General features: G+C 72.4%; 16 protein-coding genes. 8 read left to right on the plus strand and 8 right to left on the minus strand.

Features of this window, described 5'->3' with window-relative positions; translation table 11 throughout:
* Positions 1 to 20 precede the first annotated feature (20 nt).
* Together AC07C1_RS08545 and cobT are read right to left on the minus strand one after the other, a co-directional pair.
* Positions 21 to 1,817, minus strand: a complete 1,797-nt coding sequence (locus AC07C1_RS08545; RefSeq protein ID WP_478937787.1) for a phosphatidylglycerol lysyltransferase domain-containing protein — start codon at positions 1,815 to 1,817, stop codon at positions 21 to 23.
* A gap of 127 nt (positions 1,818 to 1,944) precedes the next feature.
* A complete protein-coding gene (gene cobT / locus AC07C1_RS08550; RefSeq protein WP_478937788.1) occupies positions 1,945 to 3,036 on the minus strand; it encodes a nicotinate-nucleotide--dimethylbenzimidazole phosphoribosyltransferase in 1,092 nt (363 codons plus the stop codon).
* Positions 3,037 to 3,169: 133 nt separating this feature from the next.
* Between cobT and AC07C1_RS08555 the strand changes: the two genes are divergently transcribed.
* The gene (locus tag AC07C1_RS08555) at positions 3,170 to 4,153 is read left to right on the plus strand and encodes a class I SAM-dependent methyltransferase (protein WP_478937790.1); all 984 of its coding nucleotides are present in this window, start codon (positions 3,170 to 3,172) and stop codon (positions 4,151 to 4,153) included.
* Positions 4,154 to 4,230: 77 nt separating this feature from the next.
* Here the strand turns inward: AC07C1_RS08555 and AC07C1_RS08560 are convergent, their stop codons facing one another.
* Positions 4,231 to 5,433: a bifunctional adenosylcobinamide kinase/adenosylcobinamide-phosphate guanylyltransferase gene (locus AC07C1_RS08560; RefSeq protein WP_478937792.1), complete on the minus strand. Its 1,203-nt coding sequence runs from the start codon at positions 5,431 to 5,433 to the stop codon at positions 4,231 to 4,233.
* A gap of 137 nt (positions 5,434 to 5,570) precedes the next feature.
* Between AC07C1_RS08560 and AC07C1_RS08565 the strand changes: the two genes are divergently transcribed.
* Positions 5,571 to 5,783, plus strand: coding sequence for a hypothetical protein (locus AC07C1_RS08565; RefSeq protein ID WP_478937794.1), 213 nt, complete (start codon positions 5,571 to 5,573; stop codon positions 5,781 to 5,783).
* Positions 5,784 to 5,830: 47 nt separating this feature from the next.
* Here AC07C1_RS08565 and AC07C1_RS08570 read toward each other — a convergent pair whose 3' ends face one another.
* The 3 genes from AC07C1_RS08570 to AC07C1_RS08580 all read right to left on the minus strand — a co-directional run bounded on the left by AC07C1_RS08570 (position 5,831) and on the right by AC07C1_RS08580 (position 8,438).
* The gene (locus AC07C1_RS08570) at positions 5,831 to 6,931 is read right to left on the minus strand and encodes a S1C family serine protease (RefSeq protein ID WP_478937795.1); all 1,101 of its coding nucleotides are present in this window, start codon (positions 6,929 to 6,931) and stop codon (positions 5,831 to 5,833) included.
* Positions 6,932 to 6,987: 56 nt separating this feature from the next.
* Positions 6,988 to 7,725 carry a class I SAM-dependent methyltransferase gene (locus AC07C1_RS08575; RefSeq protein WP_478937840.1) on the minus strand — a complete coding sequence of 246 codons (738 nt, stop codon included), beginning with the start codon at positions 7,723 to 7,725 and terminating at the stop codon, positions 6,988 to 6,990.
* 83 nt (positions 7,726 to 7,808) lie between these two features.
* Positions 7,809 to 8,438: a DUF3043 domain-containing protein gene (locus AC07C1_RS08580; protein ID WP_478937797.1), complete on the minus strand. Its 630-nt coding sequence runs from the start codon at positions 8,436 to 8,438 to the stop codon at positions 7,809 to 7,811.
* Between the two features lie 280 nt (positions 8,439 to 8,718).
* Between AC07C1_RS08580 and AC07C1_RS08585 the strand changes: the two genes are divergently transcribed.
* From AC07C1_RS08585 to AC07C1_RS08605, 5 genes are all read left to right on the plus strand, one after another.
* Positions 8,719 to 9,510: a PspA/IM30 family protein gene (locus tag AC07C1_RS08585; protein WP_478937798.1), complete on the plus strand. Its 792-nt coding sequence runs from the start codon at positions 8,719 to 8,721 to the stop codon at positions 9,508 to 9,510.
* Between the two features lie 33 nt (positions 9,511 to 9,543).
* A complete protein-coding gene (pspAA, locus tag AC07C1_RS08590) occupies positions 9,544 to 9,822 on the plus strand; it encodes a PspA-associated protein PspAA (RefSeq protein WP_478937799.1) in 279 nt (92 codons plus the stop codon).
* A gap of 130 nt (positions 9,823 to 9,952) precedes the next feature.
* Complete coding sequence (locus tag AC07C1_RS08595) at positions 9,953 to 11,185, plus strand: sensor histidine kinase (RefSeq protein ID WP_478937801.1); 1,233 nt, start codon at positions 9,953 to 9,955, stop codon at positions 11,183 to 11,185.
* On the plus strand, positions 11,182 to 11,859 hold the full coding sequence (locus AC07C1_RS08600) for a response regulator (protein WP_478937802.1): 678 nt from the start codon (positions 11,182 to 11,184) through the stop codon (positions 11,857 to 11,859). Before AC07C1_RS08595 ends, AC07C1_RS08600 begins: the two co-directional genes overlap by 4 nt.
* Positions 11,860 to 12,040: 181 nt before the next feature.
* Positions 12,041 to 15,166: an efflux RND transporter permease subunit gene (locus AC07C1_RS08605; RefSeq protein WP_478937803.1), complete on the plus strand. Its 3,126-nt coding sequence runs from the start codon at positions 12,041 to 12,043 to the stop codon at positions 15,164 to 15,166.
* Between the two features lie 115 nt (positions 15,167 to 15,281).
* Here AC07C1_RS08605 and nadA read toward each other — a convergent pair whose 3' ends face one another.
* The gene (gene nadA, locus AC07C1_RS08610; protein WP_478937804.1) at positions 15,282 to 16,466 is read right to left on the minus strand and encodes a quinolinate synthase NadA; all 1,185 of its coding nucleotides are present in this window, start codon (positions 16,464 to 16,466) and stop codon (positions 15,282 to 15,284) included.
* A 264-nt stretch (positions 16,467 to 16,730) separates the two neighbouring features.
* Here nadA and AC07C1_RS08615 point away from each other — a divergent pair, with 264 nt between their 5' ends.
* On the plus strand, positions 16,731 to 17,087 hold the full coding sequence (locus tag AC07C1_RS08615; protein WP_030181969.1) for a HesB/IscA family protein: 357 nt from the start codon (positions 16,731 to 16,733) through the stop codon (positions 17,085 to 17,087).
* A gap of 96 nt (positions 17,088 to 17,183) precedes the next feature.
* On the opposite strand, the gene AC07C1_RS08620 is transcribed toward AC07C1_RS08615, so the two are convergent.
* Positions 17,184 to 18,620: a hypothetical protein gene (locus AC07C1_RS08620; protein ID WP_478937842.1), complete on the minus strand. Its 1,437-nt coding sequence runs from the start codon at positions 18,618 to 18,620 to the stop codon at positions 17,184 to 17,186.
* Between the last annotated feature and the right edge of the window lie 269 nt (positions 18,621 to 18,889).

Below are 18,889 nucleotides of genomic sequence, written 5' to 3' on the forward strand. Positions count from 1 at the left end.
AGCATTCCTCGTCCGTGCGGTCATCGGTGCGTGTCCAGGTGCCTGCGGTGCAGCCACTTGGGCAGTCCCGGCGCCTCAAGGAAGCCTTCCGCGCGGGCCGAGGCGAGGCCGATGCGCGGCAGGTCCGCACTCTTCTCGAAGAGCAGGAACCGCGGCTCCCAGATGGGCCGGTACTTGGCGTTGGCGCGGTACAGCGACTCGATCTGCCACCAACGGGAGAAGAAGCTGAGCAGCGACCGCCACAGCCTCAGCACCGGACCGGCACCGAGGCGAGCGCCACGTTCGAAGACCGACCTGAACATCGCGAAGTTCAGCGAGACCTGCGTGATCCCGATCTCTTCGGCCCGCCGCAGCAGCTCGATGACCGTGAACTCCATCAGCCCGTTGTCGGAGTACCGGTCGCGCCGCATGAGGTCCAGCGACAGCCCGTTCGGCCCCCACGGCACGAAGGAGAGCAGCGCCCGCAGCCGGCCGTCGGCGTCCGTGCACTCCAGCATCACGCAGCGGCCGTCCTCCGGATCCCCGAGCCGGCCGAGGGCCATGCTGAACCCGCGCTCGGTCGCCCCGTCGCGCCAGTCGTCCGCGCGTTCGACGAGATACGCCATCTCTGCCGCCGGGATGTCCTCGTGCCGCCGGATGCGCACCTGGTACCCGGCCCGTTTCACCCGGTTGTACGCCTGCCGGACGGTACGCATCGCCCGCCCCTCCAGCGTGAACTCGGCGACCTCCACGATCGCCTCGTCACCCAGCTCCAGCGCGTCCAGCCCGTGCCGGGCGTAGACGGTGCCGGCCTCCTCGCCCGCCCCCATCACCGCCGGGATCCATCCGTGGGCCCGCGCCTCCGCGAGCCACGGCACGATCGCCCCCGGCCAGGCCTCCGGGTCCCCGATCGGATCCCCGGACGCCAGGCTCACCCCGCCGACGACGCGGTAGGCGACGGCCGACTTCCCGGTCGGCGACCACACCACGCTCTTCTCCCGGCGCAGCGCGAAGTAGCCGAGCGAGTCCCGCTCGCCGTGCCGGTCCAGCAGGGCGCGCAGCCGCTTCTCGTCGTCCTCGGTGAGCGGGTCGACGGCCCGCCGGGAACGGAAGGCGGCGTAGAACACGGCGAGCACCAGGACCGTACTGAGCACGTTGATCGCCACGTTGGCCCAGTTGGGCGGCTCGATGCCGGGGAAGCGGGACTCCTCGGCGGCCACCGACACCAGCCGCAGGGTGCCGTAGTGCCAGCGCTCCAGGAAGCCGGAACGGGCCGCGTCCGGCGCCTGGTTGGTGACCGTCACCAGCAGCCCGGCCAGCAGCGAGGCGAGCAGCCCGCCGCCGACGGCGACCGTGGCCGCGAGCCGTGGGTTGGACCGGTCGCCCTTGGCGTAGAACTCCCGGCGGCCGACGAGCAGCGCGCCGACGAACGCGGCCGTCAGCACCAGGGAGATCCAGTTCTGCGGGTACCGCCGGATCTCCGGGAACGCCATGGCGAACGCGAACAGGGCGAGGAAGGCCCCGCTGAGCACGAGGTCGAGGATCCACGCGGCCCGCTTCCTGCGCCGCATGGTGATCGCCAGGAACGCGGTGAACACGCCGGAGGCGAAGCCGGCCGTCAGCAGGTAAGGCGTGAAGAAGTCGTCCTGGTTGTGCCGGCGCACGTCCTGGCCGAGCGAGACCCACACGGCGCTGAGGAAGTTGATGAAGGCGACGGTCCGCAGATACCAGACGGCGAGGGCGGCGGCCCTCCGGGAAGCCCTGGTGGACCGCCGCCCCGCCTCGTTCGGGCGCCCCGGCTCGGCTTGCGGCTGCACGGCAATTCGGGCATCTCCCATAGGGCAGGATCATATGGGTGACGCCCCGACGAACCACACCATTCCGGCTGCCGTGGTGTATGTGCGCCGGTGCGTCCGAGGGCGCCCGGCCCACGGCCGCAACCGGCTACCGCGTCTCCCCAACCGGCTACCGCGTCTCCTCCTCCAGCTCCTCCTCCAGCTCCTTCTCGGCCTCCGGCCGCTCGGGCAGCTCAGCGGCCAGCGCGGCCGCGGCCCGCACCAGCGGCAGCGCCAGCAGCGCGCCCGTGCCCTCGCCGACCTTCACGCCCTGCGCCAGCAGCGGCTCCAACGCCATCCGGTCCAGCGCCTTCGCCTGGCCCGGCTCCCCGCTGTCGTGGCCGGCCAGCCACCAGTCCGGCGCCCGGAAGGCGACCCGCTGCCCGACCAGCGCGCACGCGGCGGCCACCACCCCGTCCAGGATCACCGGCAGCTTCCGTACCGCGCACTGCAGCAGGAACCCGGTCATCGCCGCGAGGTCGGCACCGCCCACGGCCGCCAGCAACCGGACCTGGTCCCCGAGCACCGGCCGGGCCCGCCGCAGCGCGTCCCGGATCGCCGCGCACTTGCGCATCCACCCCAGGTCGTCGATGGCGACGCCGCCCCGTCCCGTCACCACGGACGCGTCGGTCCCGCACAGCGCGGCGACGAGCACCGCCGCCGCCGTGGTCCCGCCCACGCTGATGTCACCGAGCACCACCAGGTCCGTACCCGAGTCGGCCTCCTCGTCGGCGAGCGCGATGCCCGCCCGCAGGGCCGCCTCGGTCTCCTCCAGGGTGAGCGCGTCCTCGATGTCGATACGGCCGCTGCCGCGCCGCACCCGATGCCGCACGACGTCCGCGGGGAAGGTGTCCGGATCGCAGTCCAGGGCCAGGTCCACCACCCGTACGGGCACGTCGAGCCGCCGCGCGAGCACCGCGACCGGGCTCGCGCCCTCCAGCACCGCCCGCACCAGCTGCTCCGCGCTGCCCGCGGGCCGCGCCGAGACGTCCAGCTCGGCGATGCCGTGATCACCGGCGAACAGGACCACCCGCGGCCGTTCGACCGGCCGTACGGGTACGGCGCCCTGCGCGGCGGCCAGCCACTCGCCCAGTTCGTCGAGCCGCCCCAGGGCCCCGGGCGGCACGATCTGGCGCTCCCGCCGGGCCTCGGCGTCACGGCGCACGCCCCCGTCCGGGCGCTCGATCAGATCGGTGAAGTCGTCCAGATTAAGCCTGCTCATTCGCCGAACAGTACCGCCAGCGGCCGAACGCCCCGGCGCCACCGGGCCACCACACCGACACGACGTCGTTGCACCCAAGATCGGTATCCCATACGTTCCGCTTTGCAGCGGAATGTCGCACAGGGAGCCGCCCATGCCGACCACGCCCACGCCGTACGTCACCCCGGACACCACCGACACGTTCCAGGAGCCGCGCCGCGAGGACTGCCCCTGGTGCGGGTCGGCCCGGCTGCGCACCCGGCTGCGCACGACCGACCCGCTGCGGCACCGGCCGGGCACCTTCGTCCTCGACGAATGCCGTGACTGCGCCCACGCCTTCCAGAATCCCCGGCTCACGGCGGAGGGACTCGCCTTCTTCCACCGGGACTTCTACGAACGGCACCTGGAGGAGTTCACCGCCCAGGTCCTGCCCGCCCACGCGATCCGCCGCCGGCACCGCGCCACCGCCTGGAAACTGTCGGCGCTGCCCGAACCGGAGAGCTGGCTGGACGTGGGCACGGGCCACGCCCGCTTCCCCGAGGCGGCGAAGGAGTTCTTCCCGTACACCAGCTTCGACGGCCTGGACCCCACGGCGCGCGTGGAGCAGGCCCTCCTGGAGGGCCGGGTCGAGGAGGCCCACCGCGGCTACCTCACGACCCCCGGCATGGCGGCCCGCCTGCGGGCCCGCTACGACGTGGTCAGCATGTTCGGCCACCTGGGACACGCCCCCGACCCGCGCGCCGAACTCCGCGCGGCCCTCACCGCGCTGCGCCCCGGCGGCCACCTCGTCGTCGAGGCCCCGGACCCGCGCTGCGCGTTCGCCACCCTGCTCGGCAAGCGGTGGCTTCCGTACGGCCAGCCCCGCAACCTGCACCTGGTGCCACCGGCCAATCTGTGCGCGGAACTGGAGACCCTGGGCTGCACGGTCCTGGTGACGGACCGCAGCGCCCCGCACGTCCCCTACGACCTGACAGGGGTGTTCTCGCTGGGCCTGGCCCACGTGCACCCGCTCCTGCGGGCCGCGGCCACGCCCGCCCCGGCGCTGGCCTCGGCCGTGGACCACGTCCTGGCGCCCCTGCTGCGCCACACGCCGTTCTCCAACGCGTACCGGATCGTCGCGCGCAAGGACAGGGGATGACCGCGTACCGCCGCCGGGTACGGGACGGCTGTGGCCGATCGCGCGGTTCCCCGCGCCCCCGGGGAGCCGCGGCCGCCTCAGCCCCGCAGCACCAGTGCCTGACCGGCGACGACCAGCACCACCTGCTCGCACTCCGCCCCGAACGCCGCATTGAGCCGCCCGAGTTCGTCCCGGTACCGCCGCCCGGACGCCGTGGCGGGGACGATCCCGGAGCCCACCTCGTTCGACACCGCCACCACGGTCCGCCGGGTCGCCCGCACCGCCTCCGCCAACTCCCGCACCCGCTCCCGCAACGCCTTCTCACCCCCGCCCGCCCATTCCGCGTCGTCCCACGCCCCCACCCCGTCCATCACGTCCGTCAGCCACAGCGACAGGCAGTCGATCAGCAGCGCCGGCCCGTCCTGCGCCAGCAGCGGCACCAGGTCCGTCGTCTCGGTCGTACGCCACGACCCCGGCCGCCGCTCCCGGTGCGTGGCCACCCGCGCCGCCCACTCGGTGTCCCCGCCCCGAGTCCCGCCGGTCGCCACGTACAGCACGTCCGGGAAGGACTCCAGCCGCCGCTCGGCCTCCACCGACTTCCCCGAGCGCGCCCCGCCCAGCACCAGGGTCCGGCGCGGCACGTCCGGTACGTCCTCGTACGCCCCGGCCACCAGCGTCGTACCGTCCGGCACCGCCCGCGCGCCGGCCGCCGCGAGCCGCCGCCGCAACTCCGGGCCGGGCGGTACGTCATGGTCGAGGTGGACGGCGATCACGTCCGTGGTCGGGCCGACGGAGCCGACGGCCCGCAGCCGGGCGAGCGCGTCCGGACGGCCCACCACGTCGGCGAGGACCATCTGGTACGACTCCGCCGTCGCCTCCTCCAGACCGGCCGGGGCCCCGCCCGGCGGCAGGTACAGCAGCCGCTGCCCGTCCGGCCCGGTCACCGCGTACCCGGTGCCACCCGCGTCCATCGCCAGGGCCCGCACCCGGTGCCCCGTCAGCAGTGCCAACTCCCGCCCGTCCGGAACGCGTCCGGGTTGCGGCAGCCCGGCCGGCACCTCCACCGCGGGGCCGTCGTGCGGATGCGACAGCAGGACCTGCCGTACCCCGCCCAGCGAATGCCCCGCCCGCGCCGCCGCGAACGCCGCGCCCGGCGTCAGATCGAGCAACAGCCCCCCGTCCACGAGCAACGCGGTCGCCGCCCGCGCGTCCGGTCCGAGCGCGGTCGCACAGGCGGCGCAGGGGCAGTCGGGGCGAGGCAGACCCGCGGGGGCACCGGTACCGAGCAGAGTGATTTCCACGGGACCGATTTTCGCCCGCCCACGCGGGTCCCGCGCACCGGCGGCCCCGGAGGGTCGTCCGTGAGGGGGCGGGGCTCTAACGGTCGGCCCGGCGGAGCGAATACGCTGCGAGGGAGTTGGATCACAAGGAGGCCCACATGACGGCATGGACGTGGCGGTTCGAGAAGGCCGACGGGACGGAGGTCCAGCCCGCGGTGCAGCCCGAGGAGTTCACCACTCAGGGGGATGCCGAGTCCTGGATCGGCGAGCAGTGGAAGGCACTGCTGGAGGGCGGAGCGGACCAGGTGCGGCTGTTCGAGGAGAGCACCGAGATCTACGGGCCGATGAGCCTGCACGCCGACGCGGCGTAGCCGGGGACCGCGGTGGGGAGGGTCGCGTCCCCGGGGGCGCACCCTCCTCACTGCTCGCCCAGCGTCACCTCGACCGTCTTCTCGGCGCCGCCCCGGTGGTACGTCAGGGAGGTGCGCCGGCCCGGCCGATCCGCCGCCAGTGCCTCCGACAGCGAGGTGATGGTGGTGAGGGGATGGCCGGCCAGCTCGGTGATGATGTCGCCGGGGCGCAGCCCCGCCTTGTCGGCCGCGCCGCCGCTCCGGACGCTGACCACCGCCACCCCGGCCGGCTGGTAGTCGGCGTCCACGACCGTCCGCGCGGTGATACCGAGGGCCGCCCGCCCGGAGTCGACGACCTTGCCCTGTTTGACGATCTGCCGGGCGACCGTCTTCACCATCGACGCCGGGATGGCGAAGCCGATGCCGGCCGCCGCGCTGCCTTCGAGGCCGGGGTCGGCCGCCGCGAGCGTCGGGATGCCGATGACCTGCCCGTCGAGGTCGACCAGGGCGCCACCGCTGTTGCCGGGGTTGATGGCGGCCGACGTCTGCACCATGTTCGCGATGGTGGCGCCGGTACCGCCCCCTTCCCGGCCCTCGCTGACGGTCCGTCCGGTCGCCGAGACGATGCCCTGGGTCACGCTGGAGGACAGCCCGAGCGGCGAGCCCATGGCCAGCACGATCTGGCCGACCTCGACCTTCTCGGAGTCCGCGAGCACCGCCGGCTTCAGCCCGGCCGGCACCTTGTCCAGCCTGATCACGGCGAGGTCCTGCTCGGGGTAGGAGTAGACCAGGCTCGCGGTGAGCGGCTCCTCGCTGTTGGCCGTGGTCACTTTGAAGGTCTTCTCCGACCCGACCACGTGCGCGTTGGTGACGATGTCCCCGCTGCCGTCGTACACCACGCCCGAGCCCAGGTCGCCGCGCGCCTGGATCTGCACGACCGACGGCAGGACCTCCTTGATGACCTTCTGGTACCGGCTCTGCAGATCGTCCGCGGTCACCGGCACGGCGGCGCGGGTGGTCGCCGCGGTGTCCTGTCCGGCCCGGGCGACGGGGTGGGTGCAGCCGGCGGCGAGGGCCGCGCAGCACACCAGCGCGGCGGCGGAGACGGCCTTCCCGGGGGCACGGGCGGAGACGGCCTTCCTGGGGGCACGGGTACGGGAAGCGTCCATGTCCCGAGTCTCACCGCGCGGTGATCACCCGGCCCGTGCTGTTCCCCCGAACGGGCTCAGCCGCGTACGCCACACAGGTGCAGCAGCGCCGCCACCCCGCGATAGGGGTCGGTGCGCCCGGCCCGCTCCTCGGCCGCGAGCAGCGGCCGCAGGTCCTCGGGTATCTCCGCGTCGTCCGCCGCCGTGTCCGTGAAGACCCGGACGCCGTACCAGGCGTGCAGCGGGGCCGCGATGCCGGCGAGCGTGGCGGTGAGGGACGCCAGCCGGTCCGCCCGTACGTCCGGGCCCCGGCGGACGGGGGCCCCTCCGTTCGATTCCGTCCGGGCACGGGGGAGCCGGGCGGTGGTGTCGAACGCGGCCAGCGCGCCCGCCCAGTCCCCCGACAGGCCCGGCCGCATGGCGAGCGCGTCGCCGTTGCGTACGAGGAGTGACAGCAGTCCGCCGGGCGCGAGCACCCGGGCCAGGCCCGCCACCAGCGGGTCGGGCTCCTCGACGTGCATCAGGACGCCGTGGCACAGCACCACGTCGAAGCTGCCCGGCAGGAAGTGCACCCCGGTGTCCCGCCCGTCACCCTGTACCAGCCGCACGCGCGCGCGGATGCCCTCCGGCTCCCCGGCCAGGGCCTCACGCGCGGCGGAGATCATCGTCGCGTCCTGCTCGACCCCGGTCACCTGGTGGCCGAGCCGGGCCAGCCGCAGTGCCTGCGCGCCCCGGCCCATCCCCACGTCGAGCACCCGCAGCCGCTGCCCGACCGGGAACCGCCCGGCTATCTGCTCGTCCAGCTGCCGGGCCACCAGCTCCTGCTCCACGACGTCACGCAGCCCGCCCAGCCTGTTCAGCCAGGCGTCTGCCGCGCCCTCGGTGAAAGCGTCTGTGCTCAGGGCCGCTCTCCGCGCTTGACCTGCGGCTTCGGCAACCGGAGCCGACGCATCTGCAGGGAGCGCATCAGGGCGTAGGCGACGGCGCCACGCGTCTTCTCGTCCGGGAAGCGCTCCTTGAGCCGCTTGTTCAGACGGAAGCCGCTGAACGCCGCGTCCAGGACGATCAGCACGATCACGATCAGCCACAGCAGCAGCGCGACGCTCTGGATCGCGGGCACCCGCACCACGCTCAGCACGAGGATCACCACGGCGAGCGGCAGGAAGAACTCCGCCACGTTGAACCGCGAGTCCACCCAGTTCCGGGCGAACTTGCGGACCGGGCCCTTGTCCCGGGCCGGAAGGTAGCGCTCGTCACCGCTGGCCAGCGCCTGACGCTGCCGTTCCAGCGCCTGACGCCGCTCCTCGCGCTGGCGCTTCGCGGCCTCCTTGCGGTTCGTCGGAGTGGTGGCGACGCTGCGGCGCTGGGACTGGGCCGCACTGCGCTTGGGCGTGGGCCTCCCCTTCGGGGCCTGCGGGTCACGGGGCTGCTTGGAGAGGGTCACCGGCGCCTTGTCGGCGGTCGGGGCCTTCTCTTCCTTGGCACGGCTACGGAACACAAAACCCAAGGGTAAGCGCTGCACCGGCATGGTCCCCATCCCGGCGGGGAACGATCCCGCAACACCGGACGTCTGTAAGGGGACAGAGGGGACGTTCCGGGGAAGCCCGCCGGGAGGGGCGGTGGGGTTCCCGGTGGGGATCCCGGTGGGATCACCTACTCCCTACGCCGGAGCGGAACCGCCCGTAGTCGTCCTCGGGGATGAGCGCATCACTCCCCGAACAGTGCGGTAATGGAGGCAGGGCCCGTACTGTGGGTTCTGTCGCAGGATCTGTGAGCCGGAGTCCGTCAGAAGGGGGCGCGCGAAGCCCATGAGCGGTGTCATGAAGCGTATGGGGATGATCTTCCGCGCGAAGGCGAACAAAGCCCTTGACCGGGCCGAGGACCCGCGCGAGACCCTCGATTACTCGTACCAGAAGCAGCTGGAGCTGCTGCAGAAGGTGCGCCGCGGCGTCGCCGACGTGGCGACCTCCCGCAAGCGCCTGGAACTCCAGCTCAACCAGTTGCAGCAGCAGTCCACCAAGCTGGAGGACCAGGGCCGCAAGGCGCTCGCGCTGGGCCGCGAGGACCTGGCCCGCGAGGCGCTGTCCCGCCGCGCCGCCCTCCAGCAGCAGGTGACGGACCTTGAGACGCAGCACGCGACCCTCCAGGGCGAGGAGGAGAAGCTCACCCTGGCGGCCCAGCGCCTGCAGGCCAAGGTGGACGCCTTCCGCACCAAGAAGGAGACCATCAAGGCGACGTACACCGCCGCCCAGGCCCAGACCCGTATCGGCGAGGCCTTCTCCGGCATCTCCGAGGAGATGGGCGACGTCGGGCTCGCCATCCAGCGCGCCGAGGACAAGACCCAGCAGCTCCAGGCCAGGGCCGGCGCCATCGACGAGCTGCTCGCCTCCGGCGCCCTCGACGACCCCTCCGGCATGGCCAAGGACGACATCGCGGCCGAGCTGGACCGGCTCTCCGGTGGTACGGATGTAGAGCTGGAACTGCAGCGCATGAAGGCCGAGCTGGCCGGAGGCTCCCCGCAGCAGGCGATCGAGGGCGGTGCCGGCCAGGGGCAGTCCCAGCAGCAGCCGCAGGACACCCCGCGCTTCGACAAGCAGTAACCCGGCGCCGGGTCCCGAGCCGAGGAGACCGACGTGATCGTACGGATCATGGGGGAGGGCCAGGTACAGCTGGACGACGCCCGCTCCCCTGAGCTGAACAAGCTGGACGACGAGCTGCTGCGGGAGATGGAGAGCGGCGACGAGGAGGGCTTTCGCCGCACCCTCACCGCTCTCCTGGACGCCGTCCGCCGGCTCGGCACGCCGCTGCCGGACGACGCGCTCGAACCCTCCGAGCTGATCCTGCCCTCGCCCGACGCGACGTTGGAGGAGGTCCGGGAGCTGCTCAGCGACGACGGCCTGATCCCCGGCTGACCCCCGGACGCGTCCCGGAGCAGGGCGCACTCCACCCGGCGTGGGCCGGTGACCCCGCGTCCGGCCGGGTTACCGGCGGCGGGTGCCGGACGGCGGACGCGCGCCGTGAGGCCCCCGTACTGTTCCTCCCGTGAGCACTCTCGAACGCGCCCGGTGCAGCCTGAAGGCCCACCCCCTCGCGCTGGACGCGGCCATCGCCGCGGGGGTGCTGGTGTGCATGGTCGTCGGATCCTTCGCCGTGCCGAAGGACGGGCACGGCGTCAGCTGGGGCATCCGCACCCCCGACCCCCTCAACCTCCTGCGCATGGTCCTCGGCGCGGCAGCGCTCGTCTTCCGCCGCCGCGCCCCCAAGACGGTCCTCGCCGTCACCGGCACGCTCTCCGTGATCGAGTGCGTCACCGGTGACCCGCGCGCCCCGGTCGCGATGTCCGCCGTCATCGCGCTGTACACCGTCGCCTCGACCACCGACCGCACCACCACCTGGCGGGTCGGCCTGCTCACCATGACCGTGCTGACCGCGGCCGCCATGCTCGGCGGCCCCCTGCCCTGGTACGCGCAGGAGAACCTGGCCGTCCTCGCCTGGACCGGAATCGGCGCCACCGCCGGGGATGCCGTACGCAGCCGCCGCGCGGTCATGCAGGCCATCCGGGAACGCGCCGAACGCGCCGAGCGCACCCGCGAGGAGGAGGCCCGCCGCCGGGTCGCCGAGGAGCGGCTGCGCATCGCCCGCGACCTGCACGACGTCGTGGCCCATCACATCGCGCTGGTCAACGTGCAGGCGGGGGTCGCCGCCCACGTCATGGACAAGCGGCCCGACCAGGCCAAGGAAGCCCTCGGCCACGTCCGGCAGGCCAGCCGCAGCGCCCTGAACGAACTGCGCGCCACCGTCGGACTGCTCCGCCAGTCCGGCGACCCCGAGGCCCCGACGGAACCCGCGCCCGGCCTCAGCCGCCTGGAGGAGCTGGCCGCCACCTTCCGCAGCGCCGGCCTCCCGGTGGAGGTGGCCGGCGCCGACCAGGGCAGCGAACTCCCGGCCGCCGTCGACCTGGCCGCCTACCGGATCGCCCAGGAGGCCCTGACGAACGTGCAGAAACACGCGGGCCCCCAGGCCAGGGCCGAGGTCAGCGTCGTACGCGTCGGGAAGAACGTGGAGGTCACCGTCCTCGACGACGGCGCGGGCGAGGCGGCGGTGCGCGGGACCGGCGGTGGGCACGGGCTGCTCGGCATGCGTGAGCGGGTCACCGCCCTCGGCGGCACCCTGACCACCGGACCCCGCTACGGCGGCGGCTTCCGCGTCCATGCGATCCTGCCCGCCGAGACCCGTACCGATATCCGTACGACGGCACCGGGGGAGCCCGTATGACGATCCGTGTCCTGCTCGCCGACGATCAGGCACTGCTGCGCAGCGCGTTCCGGGTGCTGGTCGACTCCGAGCCGGACATGGAGGTGGTGGGGGAGGCGTCCGACGGCGCCGAGGCGGTCCGGCTGGCCAAGGAGCAGACCGCCGACGTGGTCCTCATGGACATCCGGATGCCCGGTACGGACGGCCTCGCCGCCACCCGGTTGATCAGCGCCGACCCGTCCCTCGCGCACGTCCGGGTGGTCATCCTGACCACCTTCGAGGTCGACGACTACGTGGTCCGGTCCCTGCGCGCGGGTGCCGCCGGCTTCCTCGGAAAGGGCAGTGAGCCGGAGGAGCTGCTCAACGCCATCCGGGTCGCCGCGGGCGGGGAGGCCCTGCTCTCCCCTACGGCCACCAAGGGGCTGATCGCCCGCTTTCTCGCCCAGGGCGACGACGACGGCCGTGACCCCGCCCACTCCGAGCGTCTGGGCACGCTCACCGGCCGGGAGCGGGAGGTGCTCGTGCAGGTCGCCGGCGGCCACTCCAACGACGAGATCGCCGAGCGCCTGGCGGTCAGCCCGCTGACCGTGAAGACACACGTCAACCGGGCCATGGCCAAGCTCGGCGCCCGGGACCGGGCCCAGCTCGTCGTGATCGCCTACGAGTCGGGGCTGGTACGTCCGAGGATGGACTGACCTCCACCCGCGTGTACTGCGCGTGGAGTAGGGGCCGGGTAAGGAAATGGACCTGGGGCCTACGGATCTGCCCTCCGTGATGGCCCAGGGTGTTGGGGTGGGCGCTCATCTGTGCGTCCCGTCGTCGCTTCCTCCGTTCCCGGAAGCGCTTCTGCCGCTCACAGAAGAGAGACCCTGATCCATGTCCTGGCTGTCGAGATTCAGCCTCGCGCAACGGGCCCTCATCGGGCTCATGTCGCTCATCGCGCTCGTCTTCGGGCTGATCGCGATACCCCAGATCAAGCAGCAGCTTCTGCCCACCATCGAACTGCCCATGGTGTCGGTGATCGCGCCGTACCAGGGCGCCTCGCCCGATGTGGTCGAGAAGCAGGTCATCGAGCCCATCGAGGACAACCTGCAGGCTGTCGACGGCGTCACCGGGGTCACCTCCACCGCGAGCGAGGGCAACGCCGTGATCATGGCGTCCTTCGACTACGGCAACGACACCAAGCGGCTCGTCTCCGACGTCCAGCAGGCGGTCAACCGGGCCCGCAACCAGCTCCCGGACGACGTCGACCCGCAGGTCATCTCCGGTTCCACGGACGACATGCCGACCGTGGTGCTCGCCGTCACCTCCGGCAAGGACCAGCAGGCCCTCGCCGACCAGCTCGACAAGACCGTCGTCCCGGCCCTGAAGGACATCGACGGCGTCGGCCGGGTCCAGGTCACCGGGGTCCGTGACCTCCAGGTCACCGTCACCCCGGACGACGCGAAGCTCGCGCGGGCGGGTCTGACCTCCGCCGCCCTCGGCCAGGCCCTGCAGGCGGGCGGCGCGACCGTCCCGGCCGGCTCCTTCGACGAGGACGGCGCCAACCGCACCGTCCAGGTCGGCGGCGGCTTCACCTCCCTGAAGCAGCTCCGGGACCTGATGGTCACCGGCGAGGACGCCCGCAAGACGCAGCGGCCCGTACGCCTCGGTGCCGTGGCCACCGTCAAGGAGCAGCCGGCCCCGGCCGACTCCCTCACCCGCACCGACGGCCGCCCGAGCCTCGCGGTCAACGTGACGATGGACCACGACGGCAGCGCGGTCGCCATCTCCGACGCGGTCGAGGACAAGCTGCCCGAGCTGCGGGCGGATCTCGGCTCCGGCGCGAAGCTCACGGTCGTCAGCGACCAGGGCCCGGCGGTGTCCAAGTCCATCGAGGGCCTGACCACGGAAGGCGCGCTCGGCCTGCTCTTCGCCGTCCTGATCATCCTGGTCTTCCTGGCCTCGATCCGCTCGACGCTGGTCACCGCGGTGTCCATCCCGCTGTCCGTCGTCCTCGCGCTGATCGTGCTGTGGACGCGCGGCCTGTCACTGAACATGCTCACGCTCGGCGCGCTGACCATCGCCATCGGCCGGGTCGTCGACGACTCGATCGTGGTCCTGGAGAACATCAAGCGGCACCTCGGCTACGGCGAGGAGCGCAAGGAGGCGATCCTGGGCGCCGTGCGCGAGGTGGCCGGCGCGGTCACCTCCTCCACCCTGACCACGGTCGCCGTGTTCCTGCCGATCGGCCTGGTCGGCGGCATGGTGGGCGCCCTGTTCGGCTCGTTCAGCATCACGGTGACGGCGGCCCTGCTGGCCTCCCTCCTCGTCTCGCTGACGGTCGTCCCCGTCCTTTCGTACTGGTTCCTGCGCGCGCCCAAGGGCACTCCCGAGGACGCCGAGGAGGCCCGGCGCAAGGCCGAGGAGAAGGAGGCGAACAGCCGCCTGCAGCGGGCCTACGTCCCCGTCCTGCGGTTCGCGACGCGCCGCCGCCTCACCAGCGTGCTGATCGCGGTCGTGGTCCTCGTCCTCACGTTCGGCATGTCCGGACTGCTGAAGACGAACTTCTTCGACCAGGGCGACCAGGAAGTCCTCACCGTCAAGCAGGAGCTGAAGCCCGGCACCAGCCTCGCGGCCACCGACGCGCAGGCCAGGCGGGTCGAGAAGCTGCTCGCCGCCACCGAGGGCGTCAAGGACTACCAGGTCACCGTCGGCTCCTCCGGGTTCATGGCGGCCTTCGGCGGCGGCACGGACACCAACCAGGCGTCGTACCAGGTGATGCTGAAGGACTCCGCGTCGTACGACGACGTCCAGCAGCACCTCGAGGACGGCCTGAAGAAGCTAGAGGGCATCGGTACGACCACCGTGTCCGCCGGTGACGGCTTCGGCAACCAGGACCTGAGGGTCGTGGTGAAGGCCTCCGACCCCGAGGCGCTGCGCACGGCCGCCGAGCAGGTCCGCTCCTCGGTCGCCGGCCTGGACCACGTCACGGACGTCACCAGCGACCTCGCGACCAGCGTGCCGCGGATCTCGGTCAGGGCCGACGCGAAGGCGGCCGCGGCCGGGTTCGACGACCAGAAGCTGGGCGCGGCGGTCGCCCAGGCCGTGCGCGGCACGACGGCGGCCAAGGCGATCCTCGACGACACCGAGCGCGATGTCGTCGTGAGGTCGGCCAAGCCCGCGACCACGCTGGCCCAGCTGCGGAACCTGCGCCTCGGCCCGGTGAAGCTGGGTGACATCGCCACCGTGAAGCTGGTGGACGGCCCGGTGTCGATGACCCGGATCGACGGTCAGCGCGCCGCGACCATCACGGCCAAGCCGACCGGGGACAACACGGGCGCGGTCAGCACCAAGCTCCAGTCGAGGATCAAGGCCCTCGACCTGCCCGCGGGCGCCAAGGCCGAGATCGGCGGGGTGTCCTCCGACCAGGACGACGCGTTCAAGAACCTGGGCCTGGCCATGCTGGCGGCGATCGCGATCGTCTTCATGCTGCTGGTCGCCACGTTCCGCTCGCTCGCCCAGCCGCTGATCCTGCTGGTCTCCATCCCGTTCGCGGCGACCGGCGCGATCGGCCTGCTGGTCGCCACCGGCACCCCGATGGGCGTCCCGGCGATGATCGGCATGCTGATGCTCATCGGCATCGTGGTGACCAACGCGATCGTGCTGATCGACCTGATCAACCAGTACCGCAAGCAGGGTTACGGCGTCGTCGAGGCCGTCGTCGAGGGCGGCCGCCACCGGCTCCGCCCGATCCTCATGACGGCCCTGGCGACCATCTTCGCCCTGCTCCCGATGGCCCTGGGCGTCACCGGCGAGGGCGGCTTCATAGCCCAGCCGCTGGCGGTGGTCGTCATCGGCGGTCTGATCACGTCCACCCTGCTGACCCTGCTGCTGGTCCCGACGCTCTACGCCATGCTCGAACTCCGCAAGGAGCGCCGGGCGAAGAAGCGGGCGGCCAAGCGGGAACGGAAGCAGACGGAGGCCTCGCGGGAGCCGGAGCAGGAGCCGGCTCAGGTCTAGGGCCTCGCGTTTGGATCATGCCGGGCTCGCATGATCCAAACGAAAGGCCCCGGCCCATGGAAAGGGGGCCGCACCCCTGGGTGCGGCCCCCTTCGCGCGTCACACCGCCGGAAGGCTACGGGAGCGCGAGCATGCGCTCGAGCGCCAGCTTCGCGAACGCCTCGGTCTCCTTGTCGACCTCGATGCGGTTGACCAGGTTGCCCTCGGCGAGGGACTCCAGGGCCCAGACCAGGTGGGGCAGGTCGATGCGGTTCATGGTCGAGCAGAAGCAGACCGTCTTGTCGAGGAAGGCGATCTCCTTGCCCTCGGGAGCGAAACGGTTCGCCAGCCGGCGGACCAGGTTCAGCTCCGTGCCGATGGCCCACTTGGAACCGGCCGGGGCGGCTTCGAGGGCCTTGATGATGTACTCGGTCGAGCCGACGTAGTCCGCCGCGGCGACGACCTCGTGCTTGCACTCGGGGTGGACCAGGACGTTCACGCCGGGGATGCGCTCGCGCACGTCGTTCACCGAGTCCAGGCTGAAGCGGCCGTGGACCGAGCAGTGGCCGCGCCACAGGATCATCTTCGCGGCGCGCAGCTCCTCGGCGGTCAGCCCGCCGTCGGGCTTGTGCGGGTTGTAGACCACGCAGTCGTCCAGGGACATGCCCATGTCGCGGACGGCGGTGTTGCGGCCCAGGTGCTGGTCGGGCAGGAAGAGGACCTTCTCGCCCTGCTCGAAGGCCCAGTCGAGGGCGCGCTTGGCGTTCGACGAGGTGCAGATGGTGCCGCCGTGCTTGCCGGTGAAGGCCTTGATGTCGGCGGAGGAGTTCATGTACGACACCGGCACGACCTGCTCGGCGATGCCCGCCTCCGTCAGGACGTCCCAGCACTCCGCCACCTGCTCGGCAGTCGCCATGTCGGCCATGGAGCAGCCGGCGGCGAGGTCGGGGAGGACGACCTTCTGGTCGTCGGACGTCAGGATGTCCGCCGACTCGGCCATGAAGTGCACACCGCAGAAGACGATGTACTCGGCCTCCGGGCGCGCGGCCGCGTCCCGGGCCAGCTTGAAGGAGTCGCCCGTGACGTCGGCGAACTGGATGACCTCGTCGCGCTGGTAGTGGTGGCCGAGCACGAAGACCTTGTCACCGAGCTTCTCCTTGGCCGCGCGGGCGCGCTCGACCAGACCGGGGTCGGACGTCGAAGGCAGGTCACCGGGGCACTCCACGCCCCGCTCGCTCTTCGGGTCGGCCTCACGGCCGAGCAGCAGCAGGGCGAGCGGAGTCGGCTGTACGTCGAGCTCCTGGGTCTGGGCGGTGGTCACGACACGCACCCTTTCTACTTTTCGTCTAACTGACGCTATCTATCATAACTGCTTCACGTCACTTTGACGATGTCCATAGCGTCTATGTGACATGAATCCCGCCCGGCTCCCTCTTCGGGCCGCTGTCTCCGCCGCCGGGCGTGTGCGAGCATGAAGAAAGAAGTGAAAACGCGACTACGCGAATGCCCGGCCCGGAATGAATCCGCGGAAGCGCCGGTTGCACTCGTCGGCAAGCAGTCTCCGTACAACCCGGGAGAGATGTAGATGTCCGTATCGGACGAGACCACCACCGTCACCGACGGCATCATCCTGACCGACGCCGCCGCGTCCAAGGTCAAGGCCCTGCTCGACCAGGAAGGCCGCGACGACCTCGCCCTGCGTGTCGCCGTCCAGCCCGGCGGCTGCTCCGGCCTGCGCTACCAGCTCTTCTTCGACGAGCGCTCGCTCGACGGTGACGTGAAGAAGGACTTCGGCGGAGTCAAGGTCGTCACCGACCGCATGAGCGCTCCGTACCTGGGCGGCGCGACCATCGACTTCGTTGACACGATCGAGAAGCAGGGCTTCACGATCGACAACCCGAACGCGACCGGCTCCTGCGCCTGCGGCGACTCCTTCAGCTGAGCCCACGGGCCGTGACGGCCCGGGGCATCACGCTCCGACAGTGAAGGCGGCGGTCCCCCGGACGGGGGACCGCCGCCTTCGTGTGTCCGGGCGAGGTCAGCGGGCCTGCGGCCGCAGCGCCCCCGGCTCGGCCTCGACGATCCGCTTGCCATCGGCGCCGACCACCGTCCGGCCGTCCAGCGGCGCGTCCAGCCGTACGGTCTTCGTGTACTCCTTGGCGATCAGCACACACACCTTGCCCGGCCAGGGCTTCTCGGTGACCGTGACCGTCACCCGGCCGTCGCTCTCCCCGGCCGACGCCGTGTAGTCGGCGCACACCCCGCCGGAGAAACTCACGGTCAGCTCCCGCCCGTCGGCCGTGTAGCCGTTCACCTTCACGTCCCGGGTCCTCGGGGCGGTGGACGGTCCCGTCGAAGGCGCCGCCCGGGTCGCGGCCAGGTACTTCGGGTCGACCGCCGGGAAGGTCACCGTGGACTCGCCCGGCGCCGCCGGTCCGCGCACCTCGAACAGCCAGGACGGCACCAGCGTCTGCCGCCCGCCGACCGAGTGTGCGGCGAGCCCGAACACCGCCTTCTCGACCGTGACCGTGTCCGCCGCCCGCTTGGGCACCCCGGTGGACGCACCGCACGGCTGCTCCAGCCGGTCCTTCGCCGGCACCGGCGTGGCGCAGCCGCCGATCCCCATCCGGTGGCCGCTCTTCGCCGTCCCGTTCATCAGCTCCAGCGTCTTCTCCGCGCCCAGCACGGGGTACGTGTCGCCCTTGACCGGTGTGCCCAGCAGCCCGTGGCCGCCGACCAGCTCACCCTTCTTCCCGACGGTCAGGCCGGTCGTCCAGCCGTACGTGGGCAGCCCGTCCACCACCGGGTCGGCGTTGACCACCCGCTGGGCACCCAGGACCTGGCTCGCGTTGATCTTCGCGTCGTCCAGCCCGGCCGCCTTCAGCACCGGCGCCGCCACCTCGGTCGCCTTCCGCACGCTCACCGGAGTCCCGGCGGGGGCCATCGGGTCGTGCACGCAGAGGATCCCCTTCTTGCAGTCGTCGGTGCCCGGCGCGTACCGGCTGTAGGTCCAGCTGCCCGGCGCGTCCCGGTTGACGTGCAGACTCGGCCCGGAGCCGTCCTGGCCGCCGACCCGCCAGATCCGTCCCTCGGCCACCGGCGTCCCGTCGATCCCGAGCGCCTTCGCCAGCCGGACCACGGCGTCCCTGCCGACCTCGCCCTTCGGCGTGTACACCGGCGCCGAGCCGGGCCCGTCCGGCAGCTCACCCCGCGCCACGTACGTCGCGCCGTACGGGTCGGGCTCCCCGGGCGCGATGCCGTTCGTACCCGTCCCGCCGTCCAGCGCCAGCGGCGGGGGAGTTCCGCCACCACCGGAAGCGCCCGGGCTCGTAAGGCCGTCCGGGCCACCACCCGCGGCGAGGTACGCGCCACCGCCGCCGACCAGCAGCACCGCGGCCGCGACGGACACGACGACCACCGGCGCCCGACCCCACCCGGACCGCTCGCCCGAGCCCCCACCACCACCCCGCACCACATCACCTACCTGCGGCTCCCGCGCGGGGTCGCCGGTCTGTGGCTTCGGCGTGGGTGCGCCGGTCTGCGGCTCGCGCGCCGCATCGCCGGCCTGCGCCTGCCGCGCTGGGTCGCCGGCCGACGGGTGCCGTGCGGGGTCGCCGGTCTGCTGCTCTCGTGCGGGGTCCTCGGCTTGTGGCTTCGGCGTGGGTGCGCCGGTCTGCGGCTCGCGCGCCGCATCGCCGGCCTGCGCCTGCCGCGCTGGGTCGCCGGCCGACGGGTGCCGTGCGG

This window comes from Streptomyces sp. NPDC045022 (genome assembly GCF_056432605.1).